Below are 15,853 nucleotides of genomic sequence, written 5' to 3'. Positions count from 1 at the left end.
CGTGCGGCTTGCCGGTGCGGTCAGTCTGCCCAAGTACCCGCGTGTGCACCAGGGCGCGTCGGCCGGCCGTTCCCCAAGCCGGTCCTATGGAGCATCAAAGTGAACGTTTGCGCAGGTGAGGAGGGTATGTTCGCAGAGAGACAGCAGTGGAGACAGTTGAGGAGCGCAACGCGTGAGCCCTGTTGAGCAGGCTGGGACGACAGGGGCCGCCGGGACAAACCAACCGGCGCCCACCATCGATGTGGACCGGAGCGATCCGGACTACCGCGCATGGCTGAAGGAAGCCGTACGCAAGGTCCAGGCCGACGCCACCCGGTCCGCCGACACGCACCTGCTGCGCTTCCCGCTGCCCGAGCGGTGGGGGATCGACCTCTACCTGAAGGACGAGTCCACCCACCCCACCGGCAGCCTCAAGCACCGCCTGGCGCGTTCGCTCTTCCTCTACGGGCTGTGCAACGGCTGGATCCGCCCCGACAAGCCCCTCATCGAGGCGTCCAGCGGCTCGACGGCCGTCTCCGAGGCGTACTTCGCGAGCCTCATCGGCGTGCCCTTCATCGCCGTCATGCCGCGCACCACCAGCCCCGAGAAGATCCGGCTCATCGAATTCCAGGGCGCCCAGTGCCACTTCGTCGACGACTCCCGCATGATGTACGAGGAGGCCGCGGCCCTCGCCGCCCGCACCGGCGGCCACTACATGGACCAGTTCACGTACGCGGAGCGCGCCACCGACTGGCGCGGCAACAACAACATCGCGGAGTCGATCTACCAGCAGATGCGCCTGGAGCGCTATCCGGAACCGGCGTGGATCGTCGCCACGGCGGGCACGGGCGGCACGTCGGCGACCATCGCCCGCTACGTGCACTACATGCAGTACGACACCCGCATCTGCGTCCCCGACCCGGAGAACTCCTGCTTCTTCGAGGGGTGGACCACCGGCAACGCGCTGGCCGCCAGTGACTGCGGCTCCCGCATCGAGGGCATCGGCCGCCCCCGCATGGAGCCGAGCTTCGTGCCCGGCGTCATCGACCGGATGATGAAGGTGCCGGACGCGGCGAGCATCGCCGCCGTACGGGCGCTGGAGAACGCCATCGGCCGCAAGGCGGGCGGCTCCACCGGAACGGGCCTGTGGAGCGCGCTGAAGATCGTGGCCGAGATGGTGGCGCAAGGCCGCACCGGCAGCGTCGTCACGCTGATCTGCGACCCCGGCGAGCGCTATCTGGACAAGTACTACTCCGACCACTGGCTGGCCGAACAGGGCCTGGACATCGCCCCGTACAGCGCCGCCATCGACGAGTTCCTGCACAGCGGCTCCTGGCCGGAGTGAGGGCGGCGGCGACGTGACCCGCGCCGGGCCGACTCGCCGGGAGCCGAGCAGCTCACCGGGGTTCGAGCAGCCCGGCCAGGGCCCGCCCGAAGACCAGCCGCCCGGCGCGCGCCAGCAGCCCGTCGCAGGCGCGCGGCAGGCCCCGTACGCGCAGCTCCTCGGTCCACGTCACACGTGTACGGCGGTCCGTGACCGCGTGGACGGCGATCTCGGCCCATCCGGCGACCACCCGCCCGCGCTTCTCCAGCCGGCACAGGCCCACCGTCCGGCCTGGCCCGGGAGGCTCCCAGCGCACGACCTCCATCGGATCGTCGAACCCGAACCGCCCGGCCCCGGTACGCGCGTTGATCCGGCTGCCGCGGCGCGTCGGCCCCTCCGGCACCACGGCCACCCGGGTCAACGGCACGCGGGCCCCGTGCGCCGGCCAGTCGGTCACCCGCCGCCACGCCTCGGCGGCGTCCAGCGGCGCCCATCGCTCGATCCGGAAAACGGCCACCCCGGGAATCAGCCCTCGCCCGCGACCGCGTCAGCGCCCGTGTCCGCGCCGCCGTCCTCACCCGCCACGATCAGGCCCGGCAGGTGTTCCGCCATCTCCGCGCGCGCCTCGGCCGACAGACCCGCGTCCGTCACCAGATGGTCGACCTCGTCCAGGCGGGCGAAGGAACTCAGGCCCACCGTGCCCCACTTGGTGTGGTCGGCGACCACCACCACCCGCCGTGCGGAACGGACGAGACGACGGTTGGTCTCGGCCTCCGCCAGGTTCGGCGTGGACAGGCCCCCCTCCACCGAGATGCCGTGCACCCCGAGGAACAGCACGTCGAAGTGGAGCGAACGGATGGCCTGATCGGCCACCGGCCCGACCAGCGAGTCCGACGGCGTCCGGACCCCGCCGGTGAGCACCACGGTCGCCGCGCCCGGCGCCGTGCCCTGCGCCGCGTGGAACACGTCCGCCACCCGCACCGAGTTGGTCACCACCGTCAGGTCCGGCACGTCCAGCAGGTGCTGCGCCAGCACGTACGTGGTGGTCCCGCCCGACAGGGCGATCGCGCTGCCCGGCGCCACCATCGCGGCGGCCGCCCGCGCGATGTCCTCCTTCGCGCTCCGCTCCAGCGACGACTTCGCCTCGAAGCCCGGCTCGTGCGTGCTCGCCTCGGCCACCGGCACCGCCCCGCCGTGCACCTTCGCGACGACGCCCTGACGGGCCAGCGCGTCCAGGTCGCGGCGTACCGTCATGTCCGACACGTTGAGCCTGCGGGTGAGTTCGTTGACCCGCACCCCGCCGCGCCGCCGCACCTCCTCCAGGATCAAGGCGCGCCGCTGCTCCGCGAGGAGGTTCTGGTTGTCGCTCACCGCAGGGGCCGGTCCTTCCACGTCGTCGACACCGCTCGCCAGGGACCCCTCATCCTGCCACGCGCCCCACAGCGCGGTACGGCGGGGAGATTGCGTGAATGAGCCGTACACATCGCCGCCCCCATGGACGATTCTTGTCAAGCGCTCCCATCCCGCCCCCACCCCTTTCCGCCACGCAGAGAGCGAGCCGCCGAAGTGCACCCAGCCACCACGGAGCCCGCCGGCCCCGGAGCCGCGCTCGAACTCCTCGTCCACGGCGTCGGCGGCACCACGCCCGAGGAGATGCTCGACGACCCCCGTACCGTACGGGTGACCGGCGACAACACCGCCGCCATCTTCCGCCGTACCGTCGACAAGGACGCCGAGAAGGAGCCCGAACGCTTCCGCCACGGCCCCGTCCCGGAGGCGTACTGCTGGTGCAACCTCACCTCCGGCAACGGATCGCGCGCCCTGTGGCTGCTGCTCCTGCCGTTCATGGTGGTCAACCTCGCGCACTGGATGCGGCCGCCGGCCGAAGGGCGGGCCGCCGCCGTCCGGCTCTACGGCGTGCTCGTACGGCTCGTCGCGCTGAGCCTCACCGTCCTGCTCACCGCCGCCGCCTGCGAGGTCGCCCTGGACCTGACGGCCTGGCAGTGCGCGGGCTCCGCCCGCTGCGCCGACGAGCGGCCCTGGCTCGGCTTCCTGTCCGTCACCAACGGCGGCTGGTGGTCGCAGCCCGGCCGCCGCCTCGCGCTCGCCGCGCTGGTCCCCGCCGCGCTCGTCGGGCTCCTGTGGTACCTCTCCAACCGCACGTGGAGCGCGTACGAGGCACAACGCCCGCCGCGCGGCGAGCAGGACGGCGACGGCACGACTGGCCGGCAGCAGCGGCCCGCGCTCGGCCGCCCCGGTTTCTGGTACGGCCGCCGCCTCGTCGCCCGGCTGCGCGCCGCGCACACCGCCGCCGGGTTCCTCACCATCGCCGCCGCCGTCGGCGGCGCGGCGGCCCGCCACGACCGGAGCGCGGGGAGCGCCACGCGCGAGCTGCTCGGCTGGGCCCTGGAAGGCGCCCTGCTGCTCGGTGCGGTGGTCGTGACGTGGGTGGTGTGCCGCCGCGGGCGCAGCGAGAAGCGGCTCGACAACCGGCTCGACCGCGCCCTGGTCGGCTGGCTGCCCGGCTCGTCCCTCGCCCTGCTCGCCTTCGCCATGGGATACGCCGCCTGGTCCCGCCCCGGCTGGCGCTCCGCGCGCACCCTCCCCGGGGACACCGCCTTCAGCGTCATCACCCTCGCCCAGGGCGTCCTCGTCCTGGCCCTCGCCGCCGTCGCCCTGCACCTCCACCGCCGCGCCCCGCACACGCGCACCGTCCTGTACGGGCTCGGCGGGCCCACCGTCGCCATGCTGGCCTGCGCACTCGGCGGCGTGATGAGCGGCGGGGTCGCCCAGCGCGTCGCCGACTGGCTCGACGGGCCGGCCACCCCCGGCACCGGGCAGGGCCCCATCGTCGGACCGCCGGTGCTGCTCAGCTGGCAGGCCTCCGTCATCCCCGTGCTGCTGCTCGTGTTACTGATTCCGGCGCTCTTCCTCGCCGTCCGCACCGCGCTCACCGCCCGCCGTCTCGGACCGGTGGTGGAGGCGGAGTACGAGGGCGAGAAACCCGATGCCGTCCGGACCCGCCACATCGCCGCCGTCCGCGCGCGGGCGGCGCTCACCGACTCGGCGCCCGGTCTCGTCGGCATCCTCTCCGGTGCCACCCTGCTGCTCGGCGCGGTCGCCCTCGCCGGGTCGCGGGCGAGCGGAACGGTGCCCGGCAAGGCCTTCGCGGGGACGCACCCCCTCGTCGAAAGCGTGGCCGAGGCCGCGCAGGCGCTCGGCTCCTGGCTGATCGGGTTCGGCTTCATACTGTTCGTCACCTGGGGCCGGCGCGCCTACCGGGACGCTTCCGCGCGGCGCACCATCGGCATCCTGTGGGACGTCGGTACGTTCTGGCCGCGCGCCGCCCATCCGTTCGCGCCGCCCTGCTACGCCGAGCGGGCCGTCCCGGACCTCGCCTGGCGGATGTCGTCGTGGACCGGCCGGACCGGCGGCCGCCTGGTCATCTCCGGCCACTCCCAGGGCAGCGTGCTCGCGGCGGCGGCCGTCTGGCAGCTCCCGGCCGCAACCCGCCGCCGCGTCGCGCTCCTCACGCACGGCTCCCCGCTGGAGCGGCTCTACGGACGGTGGTTCCCGGCCTACTTCGGCCCGGCCCCGCTGGCCGCCCTCCACCGCGAAGTGCACTGCTGGCGCAACCTGTGGCGCCGTACGGACCCGATCGGCGGCCCGGTGAACCTCCCCGCCGAGGGCGACAAGCCGGAGGTCGACCACAAGGCGCTGCGCGACCCGATCGTGTACGGGCGCACCCCCGAACGCCCGCTGCCCGAACCGGTCCTGGGCCACGGCGACTACCGGGCGGACCCCGTCTTCGTCAGGGAGCGGACCATCCTGCTCGACCGGCTCCCGCCCGCCCTGCCGCTGCCCGTCCCGCAGCAGCGCACGGACGAGTCTCAGGGCATGTCCGGCAGGTCCTCCGGATAGAGCAGGGTCAGGTCGTCGGTGCTCGTCTCGGCGAGCTCCGCGACCCGGCCCGCGTGCCGCTCGACCATCGACTCGAACGTCTGCCGCGCGGTGCGGCCGTTGCCGAACGCGGGGCCCTTGGGCAGCTCCGTGAAGTACTTCAGCAGCGCCTCGCCCGTGCCGTCGCCGAGCCGGTACTCGTGCTCCTCCGCCTGCTGCCCGACGATCCGCACCAGCTCGTCGGGCGCGTAGTCCTGGAAGGTGATCGTCCGTGAGAACCGGGAGGCGACGCCCGGGTTGACCGTCAGGAACCGCTCCATCTCGGCGGTGTACCCGGCGACGATCACCACGACCGCGTCCCGGTGGTCCTCCATCAGCTTCACCAGCGTGTCGATTGCCTCACGACCGAAGTCCCGCCCCGAGTCCTCCGGGGACAGGGCGTACGCCTCGTCGATGAAGAGCACCCCGCCCCGCGCCCGGTCGAACGCCTCCTGGGTGCGGATCGCGGTGGAGCCGATGTGCTCGCCCACCAGGTCCACCCGCGACACCTCGACGAGATGACCGCGCTCCAGCACACCGAGGGAGGCCAGGATCTCGCCGTACAGGCGGGCGACGGTGGTCTTGCCCGTGCCGGGGGAGCCGGTGAAGACCAGATGGCGGCGTGCGGAGGCGGCCTTGAGGCCCGCCTCCTGGCGCTTCCTGCCGACCTCGATCATGTTGATGAGGGTGCGGACCTCCCGCTTGACGCTCTCCAGCCCCACCAGGGCGTCCAGTTCGCCCAGGACGTCCTGCGCGCCCCGTACGGGCCTGTCCGGCGCCGCCGGGGCCGGGAGCGCCGGGGCCGGGGCCCGTTCCGGAAGGGCGGAGGCCTGTGCCGGGACCGCCGGGGCCGGGACCGCGCCGAACAATCCCCCTCCGGGCGCCTGCGCCGCCGTCCGTACCGTGCCGTGCGCGGCGCCCTCCGGCGCCGTGAGCACGCCGCTCTCGTCGCTCGTGCACTCCTCCGTGACGGGGCCGTCCTCACCGAACTCGTACCCACCGCGCGCACACCGCTCCGTACGGCACCGCCTCAGCGTCGTACGGCACCCGTCCATGACGTGGAAGCCGTACCCCCCGCTGCCCGTCACCCGGCATCCGTGGAAGGTGCCCCGGCCCTCCGCCGAGACGTAGAAACCCGCCTCGGCGGGGGAGGTGACCGTGCACCGCTCGACCGTCGGGTCGGCGCCCTTGGTGACGATGACCCCGGTCTGCACGGCGTCGATGGTGCAGCCGCTGAGCGTGCCGCCACTGCCGTGGTCCCGGAACCAGGCGCCGGTCGACGCCTCCCGGATGCGGCAGTCGTCCAGCTGTACGAGCGCGCCGTCGCTGACCGACACCGCGGTGTTGCGCACCTGCGACAGGTCGCTGTCGACGACGTCCACGCGCGAGCCGCGGTCGAGGACGAAGAGGGCGTCCGGTACGTCGCGCACGCGGCACCCATCGAGGACGGCGGCCGCGCCGTCGGAGACCCACACCGCCGGATAGTCGCCGGTGCTGTCGTGGATCTCGCACTGGTTGGCGTCCACGCGGGTGCCCGGGTCCCACACGGACAGGCCGTTGCGGCCGAACCGCCGTACCGTCGAGCGGGTCAGCGTCAGCACGGCGCGCGACCGCAGGTCGACGGCGTTCTCCGGGACGTCGTGGATGTCGCAGTCGGAGAGGGTGAGCGCGGCGTCGGTGTCCAGGGTGATGCCGTCGGCCGTCGTGCGGTGCACGGACGAGTCGGTCAGGTGCGCCGTGGCCCGTGCGGACACCTGGACGCCGCTGCCCTTGATCTCGTACACCTCGCAGCCGATCGCCTCCAGGCCGGTGCCCTCGCCGGTCACGGACACGCCCGCGCCGGAGGCGTGGTGGATCCGGCACCGCTCCAGGCGCGGATGCGCGCCGCCGCGCACCGAGACGCCGGACTGCCCGGCCGACACCACCTCGCACTCCTCGAACACGCCGCCCGCGCCGTCCAGTACGCCGATGCCGACGCCCGCCGGATTGTCGACGGTGCAGCGCCGTACGGTGGGCCGCGCGGCCCCGCGCACCTCGACCCCGGACGCCGAACGGGTCACGATCCGCAGGTCCAGGAGCTCCGGCGTACCGTCCTCGATGAGCACGGCGGGCGCCGAGCCGTCCTGGCCCTCCACCTGGAGGTCCTGCACGGTCGCGGAGGCCCGTACGGTCAGGGGTACGCCGTCGGCCGGGGCGATCCGGACGGAGCCCGAGGCCCCGTCCGTGCCGCGCAGCGTGACCGCCCGGCGCAGGATCAGATTCTCCCGGTACGTACCGGGGGCGATGGTCAGGACGTCGCCGTCCGCGGCCGCCTCCAGGGCCGCGGCGAGGGAGGCGTACTCGCCCGTGCGGCGCCGCCACCGCGATGTGCCGGTGTGCGTCACCTGGACCGTGCCCTGTGCCATGGTGCTGCTGAGCCCCCCACCTCGTCGTGCGTCGCTGCCGAAACGGTCGCACCACCGTAGCGCGCGCGACGAGGGCGAGTTGACCGGTCGGGGGCCCCACGTGCCCCCGGGTTCGCGTACGTGCCGTCAGGCCGGCTCAGGCGCCCTCGGGTCTCCCGAGCCCCGTGCCCTTCAGCTGTCCGCGCCCGTCCTGCCCCAGTCCGGGCCGGCCCTGGCCCACTCCTGGTCCAGGCGCGCGTACCGCCGCCGCGTCAGCTGCCCCACGACGACTCGGCGGGCCACCTCGACCAGGCCGGCGAACCCGACCGCGACGCCGATCCCCGCCAGTACGGCGTGGTCGCGGACCGTGTCCGCGTCCATCGGCCGGTCCACCGGGCGGCCCCGGTCGTCCGTCCAGAGGCGGAAGGTGTCACCCGGCTCCACGCTGTGCCGTGCGACGGTCACCACCCCGGTCCGCACCGTGCCGTCCGGCGCGGTCCAGCGCGCCGCGAGGGGCTCGCGCAGCCGGTGCTCGGCGGATGCCTCGGGGTCGCGCGATTCCGCCTCGCGTCCGCGGGCGGGGCCCGTCGCCTGGGCCGTGACGGGGTGGCGGTGTTCGTGTTGGATCCGCGCCGTCCGCTGGAGGGCGGATTCGGTCGCCGCGCCGGAAACCCAGCCCACGGCGGGAGCGACCAGACAGATCAGCAGCAGGGCGGCGAAGGCGGTCCACGCCTCCGCGAGATCGGTGGCCCGGCGCAGGGGGTTGTGCCGCCAGCGCCAGAGCCCGAGGACGGTGTGCAACGGGCCAGCACCCCCTTTCCGTGTCCGTCAACGCGCGTACGGACCTCCCGGGTTCCCGTGACGGCACCGCCCAAGCGCACGGTTCCGGCCTCGCAGGGGCGCTGCTCCTAGCTGTACCCGAGGATCTCGACCGGATCCCCGGCCCGGAGGGTGCCGGTGTTCTCCGGGACTAGGTTCTGGCCGAAGACCATCCGCTTGCCGAGGAGGCGGTGCCGGGCGAGGGTGCGCAGCGGCTCCTTGCCACGCTGTGCCGTGCGCTGGTCGGTGGTGGTCACGATGCAGCGGCCGCACGGCTTGGCGACGCGGAAGACGACCTCGCCGATCGCGATCCGCGTCCAGCGGTCCTCCTCCCACGGCTCCGTGCCGTCGACGACGACGCTCGGCCGGAAGCGCTCCATGGGCAGGGGGCCTTCGTCCGGGTGGTCCCCTTGTGCGATGAGCGAGTTGAGGGCGTCCAGCGAGGCGGTGGTGGTGACCAGCAGCGGGTAGCCGTCGGCGAAGCTGACCGTCTCGCCGGGCAGCGCGTAGTCCGGGTCGATGGGGCGGCGGTGCGCGGGATCGTCCATGTACGTCAGCCGCACCTCGTCGTCGAGGTAGTCGCCGAACCACGCGTCGGCGGTGGGACCGGCCGGTACGGCCTCCACCTTCGTGCCGAAGATCTCCACCGTGACCGTCCCCGCCGACCCGGACGGCACGGCGACGACGAGCTGCTCGCACCCCGGGGCGGACAGCCGGAGCGACCCGTCGGCGAGCAGCTCGGCCGAGGCCAACGCCAGCCGCGCGTGCCCGCGTTGGGTGACCGCCTTCCCCGAGGTGTCGATCAGCATCCAGCGGCGGTCGCCGGCGAGCCCCCACGGCTCCACCACCGCTTCGGCGGGCGTGGAACCGCCGAGGGACTTGACCGGGTGGATGTGCAGGGAGCGCAGTACAGGAGTGGGCATGGCCTCATCCTGCCAGTCGCTCCCGGCGCACGGTCGGTCAGTATCCACCGCCCTGGTAGGGGCGGTTGTACGGGTCGTCGTACGGAACGGGCTGGACGGGCGCCGGAGCGGGGCGCGGCGCCGCCGGGCGCATCGCCTCGTACCCGGTGGCGACCGGTCGCGCGTACGGGGCGGGCTGCGGCGCCGGATAGCCGCGCGGAGCCGTCGCCTGCTGCGGGATGTACGGCGCGGGCGCCTGGTGCAGCGGCGTGGGCTGCGGCATCTGGACCTGGACCGGCTGCGGATACGGCTGCGGCTGCGGTTGGGGGTAACCGTAGGAGCCGCCGTAGGAGGGGCTGGGCTGGGAGGGGGCTGCCGGGAGGGCGGGCAGCGCCGAAGGGAGGGCCGGCAGGTGGCTGCTGCCGGTGTCGTACGCGGCGGGCACTCGGATCGGGGCGATCTGAGGCGTGCCCCGTTCTGCGACCAGGGAGTCGTAGATCGGGGTGTCCGGGAACGACGGCGCGCCGTAGTAAGCGCCGCCGTAGGAACGGGGGGAGGTCATGGCACATAAGTTAAGCCCACGATGTGCTGAGTGGGGAGTCCGATAAGAGGGTTGTTTTACGTGTACTGAGCGGCCACCGAGGCTCAATGCGAGCGAACGTGGGGAAAAGGGGCGCCTCTTCTGGTAAATCCCATGCTGAGGAGGGGGTTACCCGTGGTCAGCCGCCCTCTTTTGGTTGGCCGGTACATAAAACTACGGCGGCCGGAACGGCGATCAAGGGCCGCCCGGTCGCGGTGGGCATGTCCATGATTAAGCGCGCGAATGTCGTGTCCGCGGACGCGGATACGTACGGCCCTTCCAGGACGCCCCGCGCCCGCGGTAGTGCTGCACCGCCGAATCGACCGTCATGCACAGATAGAGCACGGCCGTGAACGGCAGCAGGAAGGCCGACCACAGCGACTGGCGGTAGTAGCGGAGCATCGGCATGTACGTGCCCGTCATCACCGCCCACGCGCCGGCGCCCAGCAGCCCGGCCGCCGTGTCGCCCCCGAGCAGCCCCGCGGCCAGCGCGGCGGGCGGTGCCGCGTACACCAGCAGCAGCCCTCCCACCGTTCCGGCCAGGAGCAGCGGGTTGTGCCGGAGCTGGGCGTACGCGCTGCGCGACACCATCCGCCACAGGCTGCCCAGGCGCGGGTACGGGCGGATGCTGTCCACCCGTTCCGCCAGCCCCAGCCACAGCCGTCCGCCCGCGCGCCGTACCGCGCGCGCCAGTGACACGTCGTCGATCACGGCGTGCCGGATCGACTCCGGCACACCCGCCCGGTCGGCCATCCCCGTACGCAGCAGCACGCAGCCCCCCGCGGCGGCGGCCGTCCGCGCACCGGCCTCGTTGACCCGGCGGAAGGGATAGAGCTGGGCGAAGAAGTACACGAACGCCGGCACCACCAGCCGTTCCCAGCCGCTCGCCACCCGCAGCCGGGCCATCTGCGAGACGAGGTCGATGGACTGGGTGGTGGCCGCCGCCACGAGCTCGCGGAGGCTGTCGGGCTCATGCGCGATGTCCGCGTCCGTCAGCAGCAGATACTCGGGCTCGGGCCACGCCTCACCCGCGCGCGCCACCGCGATGCCGTGCCGTACGGCCCACAGCTTCCCGGTCCAGCCGGCCTCCGGCGGGCCCGGCGACGCCACCGTCAGCGGCAGCCCCCCGTACCGGACGGACAGCGCGCGGGCCAGGTCGCCCGTACCGTCCTTGCTGCCGTCGTCGACCAGGACGATCCACGCGGGTCCCGGATAGTCCTGGGCCAGGAGCGACGGCAGGCTCACCGGCAGCACCTCGGCCTCGTCCCGGGCCGGCACCACGACGGCGACGGACGGCCAGCGGGCCGGAGCCTCCCTGCGGGGCAGGCGCTGGTCCGTCCGCCAGAAGAAGCCCTGCCCGAGCAGCAGCCAGACCCATGCCGCCGACGATCCCAGCGCGATCCACGCAATGGTGCTCATTCGTCGCAGTCTGCCCCACAATGGCGGCAGCGCAAGGGGCGTCGGCTAGGGTGACCGGGTGAAGATCGCGCTCATGGACTCCGGAATCGGCCTGCTGCCGGCGGCGGCCGCCGTGCGTCGGCTGCGGCCGGACGCGGATCTGGTCCTCTCCTCGGACCCCGACGGAATGCCCTGGGGGCCGCGCACGCACGCGCCCGGTTACGTCGCGGAGCGCGCGCTCGCCGTGGCCAGGGCCGCCGCCGCGCACCGGCCGGACGCGCTCATCGTGGCCTGCAACACCGCCTCCGTACACGCCCTGCCCGCACTCCGCGCCGAGCTGGAGCCGGAGATCCCCGTCATCGGCACCGTCCCCGCCATCAAGCCCGCCGCGGCCGGCGGGGGCCCCGTGGCGATCTGGGCGACCCCGGCCACCACCGGCAGCCCGTACCAGCGCGGGCTCATCCGCGACTTCGCCGACTCGGTCGACGTCACGGAGGTGCCGTGCCCCGGGCTCGCCGACGCCGTGCAGCACGCCGACGAGGACGCCATCGACCGGGCGATCGCGGCGGCCGCCGCCCTCACACCCGACGATGTGAGGGCCGTCGTCCTGGGCTGCACCCATTACGAACTGCTCGCCGAACGCATCCGTGCCGCCGTACAGCCGGCCGGCCGGCCGCCCGTCGCCCTGTACGGCTCCGCCGACGCGGTCGCCGCCCAGGCGCTGCGCCGGATCGGCGCCGACCCGGACCCGGCCGCCACGCCCAGCACCTCCCTGGAGGTGCTGCTCAGCGGCCGGCCCTCCGAGCTCCCCGAAGCGGCACTGACGTACGCCGAAGGCCGCGTGCTGGCCGCCGTGACGCCCGCCCGCTGAGGCCCCCTGGACGTTGGGGAGGGGTACCCGCCGAGGGGCGCCGTCGAGGGGCCGCGAACGCGGAACGTGAGTACGCTGCTACGCATGAGGGACCTCCCCCGCAGTGAGCCGCCCCCTCCCGTGGACCCGGTGCCCGAGGTCTGGACGGGACGCGCCACCAACCGCGTCCAGTGGCTCCTCGCCGCCGCCGGCGCGGCCTGCGTGGCCCTCGGCATCGAGCTGGCCGTCGAATCCCCGTGGACCTCGGGCGTCGCGGCACTGCTGATGGCGGTGGTCGGCTGTGTCGCGGCGGGCCTGCTCGTGCTCTTCGGGACGCTCGCCTTCGTCCACGTCGAGCTCACCGTCGACCACCACGCCCTCGAAGTGCGCTGCGGCCACATGGGCCTGCCGCGCCGCCGCATCCCGTTGAAGCAGGTGGTGGGCGCCGACTTCGCCCCGTCCGTCACCCCGCGTCAGTGGGGCGGCTGGGGCTACCGCTGGCGCCCGGAGAAGGGCACGGCCGTGGTGGTGCGCCGGGGCGAGGCGCTGGTCCTCACCCTGGGGGACGGACGCAGCTTCACGGTGACGGTCGACGACGCGGAGGGCGCGGTCCGCTTCATCCGCCACCGCCTGCACCTCCACCGCCGCGAGAACCGCCACGAGAACCTCCGCGAGGGTCTCCGCGAGGATCTCTGAGGCCGGAACCCACCGGAGCCGTCGCCGGGGCGTGCGCCGACGCGAGGCCGGCCAGCAGCCCGGCGGCCGTCGTCACCGGGGTGAAGCTCAGCGCGTTGCCGACGGCCGCGAACGCGGCCAGCGCCGTGAGCGCCGCGGCGGCCGACAGGACCACGGGCGTCGGGCGCGGTGACCGCCACAGGCCGTACAGCAGCCAGCCGGACAGCGCCGCCAGCAGGCCCACGCCCACCAGCCCCTGCTCGGCCGCCTGCTGGAGCGGCGCCGAGTGCGGCTTGCCGTCCGAGCGCGGCGACTGCTGCGCCGTCGCGCTCAGGTCGCCGAAACGGCCGGGGCCCGCCCCCAGGAGCGGGTCCGTCCGGGCGACGCCGACCGCGTCCCGCCACACCTGCACCCGGTACGAGGTGAGCGGGCCCTCCACGGAGGCGGCCGGCCCCGGCGGAACGGCGCCCCCGGCCACCGCCCACGGCGTCCCGGCCAGCAGCCCCCCGGCCAGGGCCAGCCCTGCCAGCGCGGGCAGCCGCCTTCGTATCCGGGCCACCGCCAACGAGCACAGCAGCACCAGCGACCCCGCGACGCACCCGGCCACCGACCCCGATACGAGAGCGGCGCACGCCACGCCGAGGGCCAGCAGCCGCAGGGCGAAGCGGGACATCGGACGGCCGGCGGCCGCGGCGGCGCAGCAGGCGAAGCCCACGGCCAGCGCCGTCAGCGCGGCGTACGCGCCGGTGTCCCCGGGCAAGGCCGGGCCGACGGCCGTCGCGCCCGGCAGCCCGGGCCGCGTCGCGAGGGCCAGGCCCACGATCCCCAGCGCCGCACCCGTGGCAGCGGCCACCGGCAGCAGTGCCCCGGCGATCCGGCCGCACGCGTACCCCGCCGCGACGGCGAGCACCGCGAGCAGCACCCCCTCGGGGCGCGCGTCCCGCCCGGCCGCGCTGATCAGCGCCGCGACGGCGCAGGCACCGAGCAGCGCGGCACCGACGACGTCCGACCCCCTGCGGTGTTCCGCGTCCCGCTCGCCGGGGCTTCCCGCGACGGGCTCCGGGACCTGGTCCGCGGCGGGCTCCGCGACCCGCTGCGAGACCATCCCCTGGTACCGGTCCGGGACCGGCTTCGGCACAGCAAACATCCCCGTCAACCCCCCGAACGTGACGGGCCCCCTGGTGAAAGGGGTCCGTCACTCACCGTAGGGCACGTGAACCGAGATGTGGAGGGCCTGTGCAGAAACGATGAGGCGGTCGTCGAGGCAGACCTTGAGCAGACGTCGGGGCGGGTGTTGCGACACGGGCCGATGCGGGCGGCGAGACGGCGGTGGGCAGCCGCCCGGACCGGCTTCCCGCCCCTCCGGGGCACCGCCGTAGACTCCGCTCGTGAGCGCCACCATGACCCCCGTCGACGACGCACCCCCGCCCGCGGCCGCCGAGAAGCGGAGCGTACGGCTCCTGCGGCAGCTGGCGAGACCGGGGGCGGCGGCACTCTCCGGTGTCCTGCTGTACCTCAGCTTCCCGCCCCGCCCCCTGTGGTGGCTCGCCGTGCCGGGGTTCGCCCTCCTCGGGTGGGTGCTGCGCGGCCGGCGCCTCAGGGCCGGCTTCGGCCTCGGCTACCTCGCCGGACTGGGCTTCCTCCTCCCGCTGCTGGTGTGGACGGGCGAGGAGGTCGGGGCCGTGCCGTGGCTCGCGCTCGTCGCCGTCGAATCGCTCTTCCTGGCGGCCGTCGGCCTCCTGACCGCCGCCGTCTCACGGCTCCCCGCCTGGCCGGTGTTCGCCGCCTCCGTGTGGATCCTGGGCGAGGCGGCACGCGCGCGTGGACCCTTCGGCGGCTTCCCCTGGGGGAAGATCGCCTTCGGTCAGGCGGACGGCCTGTTCCTGCCGCTCGCCGCCGTCGGCGGTACGCCCGTCCTCGGCTTCGCCGTCGCCCTGTGCGGCTTCGGCCTGTACGAGGGGGTGCGCGTCCTGCGCGCGTACCGGAGGACCGGCGCCCTGCCGCGCGGACCGCTCGCCGCGGCCCTGCTCTCCGTGCTCGTCCCGGTCACCTCGGCCGTCGCCGCACAGCCGCTCGTCTCCGACGCGGCCGAGGACGGCACCGCGACCGTCGCCGCCATCCAGGGCAACGTGCCGCGCCTGGGGCTGGACTTCAACGCCCAGCGCCGTCAGGTCCTCGACAACCACGTCCACCGCACCGAGCAGCTCGCCGCCGACGTCGCCGCCGGAAAGGCCGCGAAGCCGGACTTCGTCCTGTGGCCGGAGAACTCCTCCGACCTCGACCCCTACCGCAACGACGACGCCCGCGACGCGATCGACCGCGCCGCCAAGGCCATCGGCGTCCCCGTCGTCGTCGGCGCCGTCCTCACGCCCGACACCGGGAACCTGCGCAACACGCTCATCGAGTGGGACCCGCGGCGCGGCCCGGTCGACACGTACGACAAGAGGCATGTGCAGCCGTTCGGCGAGTACATCCCCATGCGGTCCTTCGTGCGGATCTTCAACAGCGATGTCGACCGCGTCAGCCGGGACTTCGGGCCGGGGCACGAGGTGGGCGTCTTCGACCTCGCCGGGACCCGGGTGGGGCTGGCGACGTGCTACGAGGCGGCCTTCGACTGGGCGGTACGGGACACCGTCACGCACGGGGCCCGGCTCATCAACGTGCCCAGCAACAACGCCACCTTCGGGCGCAGCGAGATGACCTACCAGCAGCTCGCCATGTCGCGCGTCCGGGCCGTCGAGCACAGCCGTGCCGTGGTCGTCCCCGTCACCAGCGGCGTCAGCGCGATCATCCGGCCGGACGGGACCATCGTCCGCGAGTCCCGGATGTTCACGCCGGACGCCCTGGTCGCCGAGGTGCCGCTGCGGTCCTCCCTCACCCCCGCCACCCGCCTCGGCACCCTCCCGGAGGCCGCCCTGGTGGCGATCGCCGCGGCCGGGATCGGCTGGACCGCCGCCCGGGCGCGCCGTACCCGCCGGCCGGCCACCGCTTAGGGTCGGGGGC

13 protein-coding genes are annotated in these 15,853 nt (G+C 74.2%); 5 read left to right on the top strand and 8 right to left on the bottom strand.

The window, feature by feature from the left end; translation table 11 throughout:
• The first annotated feature begins 235 nt into the window (after positions 1-235).
• Entirely contained in the window at positions 236-1,324 is a 1,089-nt protein-coding gene (locus ABZX67_RS17040; protein WP_355360739.1) for a PLP-dependent cysteine synthase family protein, read from the top strand.
• A gap of 52 nt (positions 1,325-1,376) precedes the next feature.
• Here the strand turns inward: ABZX67_RS17040 and ABZX67_RS17035 are convergent, their stop codons facing one another.
• Positions 1,377-1,820: an SRPBCC family protein gene (locus ABZX67_RS17035; RefSeq protein ID WP_355360626.1), complete on the bottom strand. Its 444-nt coding sequence runs from the start codon at positions 1,818-1,820 to the stop codon at positions 1,377-1,379.
• Between the two features lie 8 nt (positions 1,821-1,828).
• A complete protein-coding gene (locus ABZX67_RS17030; RefSeq protein WP_355360623.1) occupies positions 1,829-2,674 on the bottom strand; it encodes a DeoR/GlpR family DNA-binding transcription regulator in 846 nt (281 codons plus the stop codon).
• Positions 2,675-2,869: 195 nt separating this feature from the next.
• Between ABZX67_RS17030 and ABZX67_RS17025 the strand changes: the two genes are divergently transcribed.
• Positions 2,870-5,224, top strand: a complete 2,355-nt coding sequence (locus tag ABZX67_RS17025; RefSeq protein WP_355360620.1) for a hypothetical protein — start codon at positions 2,870-2,872, stop codon at positions 5,222-5,224.
• On the opposite strand, the gene ABZX67_RS17020 is transcribed toward ABZX67_RS17025, so the two are convergent.
• From ABZX67_RS17020 to ABZX67_RS17000, 5 genes are all read right to left on the bottom strand, one after another.
• Complete coding sequence (locus tag ABZX67_RS17020; RefSeq protein WP_355360617.1) at positions 5,194-7,647, bottom strand: right-handed parallel beta-helix repeat-containing protein; 2,454 nt, start codon at positions 7,645-7,647, stop codon at positions 5,194-5,196. The genes ABZX67_RS17025 and ABZX67_RS17020 overlap by 31 nt on opposite strands.
• Positions 7,648-7,818: 171 nt before the next feature.
• Positions 7,819-8,427: a hypothetical protein gene (locus ABZX67_RS17015; protein WP_355360614.1), complete on the bottom strand. Its 609-nt coding sequence runs from the start codon at positions 8,425-8,427 to the stop codon at positions 7,819-7,821.
• A 107-nt stretch (positions 8,428-8,534) separates the two neighbouring features.
• Positions 8,535-9,368, bottom strand: coding sequence for an MOSC N-terminal beta barrel domain-containing protein (locus ABZX67_RS17010; RefSeq protein WP_355360611.1), 834 nt, complete (start codon positions 9,366-9,368; stop codon positions 8,535-8,537).
• Positions 9,369-9,405: 37 nt separating this feature from the next.
• Positions 9,406-9,909 carry a DUF6643 family protein gene (locus ABZX67_RS17005; protein WP_355360608.1) on the bottom strand — a complete coding sequence of 168 codons (504 nt, stop codon included), beginning with the start codon at positions 9,907-9,909 and terminating at the stop codon, positions 9,406-9,408.
• A gap of 249 nt (positions 9,910-10,158) precedes the next feature.
• Positions 10,159-11,346, bottom strand: coding sequence for a glycosyltransferase (locus tag ABZX67_RS17000; RefSeq protein WP_355360605.1), 1,188 nt, complete (start codon positions 11,344-11,346; stop codon positions 10,159-10,161).
• A 58-nt stretch (positions 11,347-11,404) separates the two neighbouring features.
• Here ABZX67_RS17000 and ABZX67_RS16995 point away from each other — a divergent pair, with 58 nt between their 5' ends.
• Both ABZX67_RS16995 and ABZX67_RS16990 read left to right on the top strand, forming a co-directional pair.
• Positions 11,405-12,196 (top strand): aspartate/glutamate racemase family protein, encoded by a 792-nt coding sequence (locus ABZX67_RS16995; RefSeq protein WP_355360602.1) that lies wholly within the window; start codon positions 11,405-11,407, stop codon positions 12,194-12,196.
• Positions 12,197-12,280: 84 nt separating this feature from the next.
• Positions 12,281-12,871, top strand: a complete 591-nt coding sequence (locus ABZX67_RS16990) for a hypothetical protein (protein ID WP_355360599.1) — start codon at positions 12,281-12,283, stop codon at positions 12,869-12,871.
• Here the strand turns inward: ABZX67_RS16990 and ABZX67_RS16985 are convergent.
• A complete protein-coding gene (locus tag ABZX67_RS16985; protein ID WP_355360596.1) occupies positions 12,792-13,988 on the bottom strand; it encodes an O-antigen ligase family protein in 1,197 nt (398 codons plus the stop codon). The genes ABZX67_RS16990 and ABZX67_RS16985 overlap by 80 nt on opposite strands.
• Positions 13,989-14,238: 250 nt before the next feature.
• Between ABZX67_RS16985 and lnt the strand changes: the two genes are divergently transcribed.
• Positions 14,239-15,843, top strand: coding sequence for an apolipoprotein N-acyltransferase (gene lnt / locus ABZX67_RS16980; protein WP_355360593.1), 1,605 nt, complete (start codon positions 14,239-14,241; stop codon positions 15,841-15,843).
• Positions 15,844-15,853 lie beyond the last annotated feature (10 nt).

Source organism: Streptomyces sp. NPDC003036 (assembly GCF_040611175.1).
In the GTDB taxonomy this organism is placed as follows: domain Bacteria; phylum Actinomycetota; class Actinomycetes; order Streptomycetales; family Streptomycetaceae; genus Streptomyces.
This window is presented reverse-complemented; position numbering and strand designations above follow the sequence as displayed.

Coding starts and splice junctions, on each gene's coding strand:
- ABZX67_RS17020 (WP_355360617.1), bottom strand. CDS start 7,647: ATGGCACAGGGCACGGTCCAGGTGACGCACACCGGCACATCGCGGTGG.
- ABZX67_RS16990 (WP_355360599.1), top strand. CDS start 12,281: ATGAGGGACCTCCCCCGCAGTGAGCCGCCCCCTCCCGTGGACCCGGTG.
- ABZX67_RS17000 (WP_355360605.1), bottom strand. CDS start 11,346: ATGAGCACCATTGCGTGGATCGCGCTGGGATCGTCGGCGGCATGGGTC.
- ABZX67_RS17010 (WP_355360611.1), bottom strand. CDS start 9,368: ATGCCCACTCCTGTACTGCGCTCCCTGCACATCCACCCGGTCAAGTCC.
- ABZX67_RS17005 (WP_355360608.1), bottom strand. CDS start 9,909: ATGACCTCCCCCCGTTCCTACGGCGGCGCTTACTACGGCGCGCCGTCG.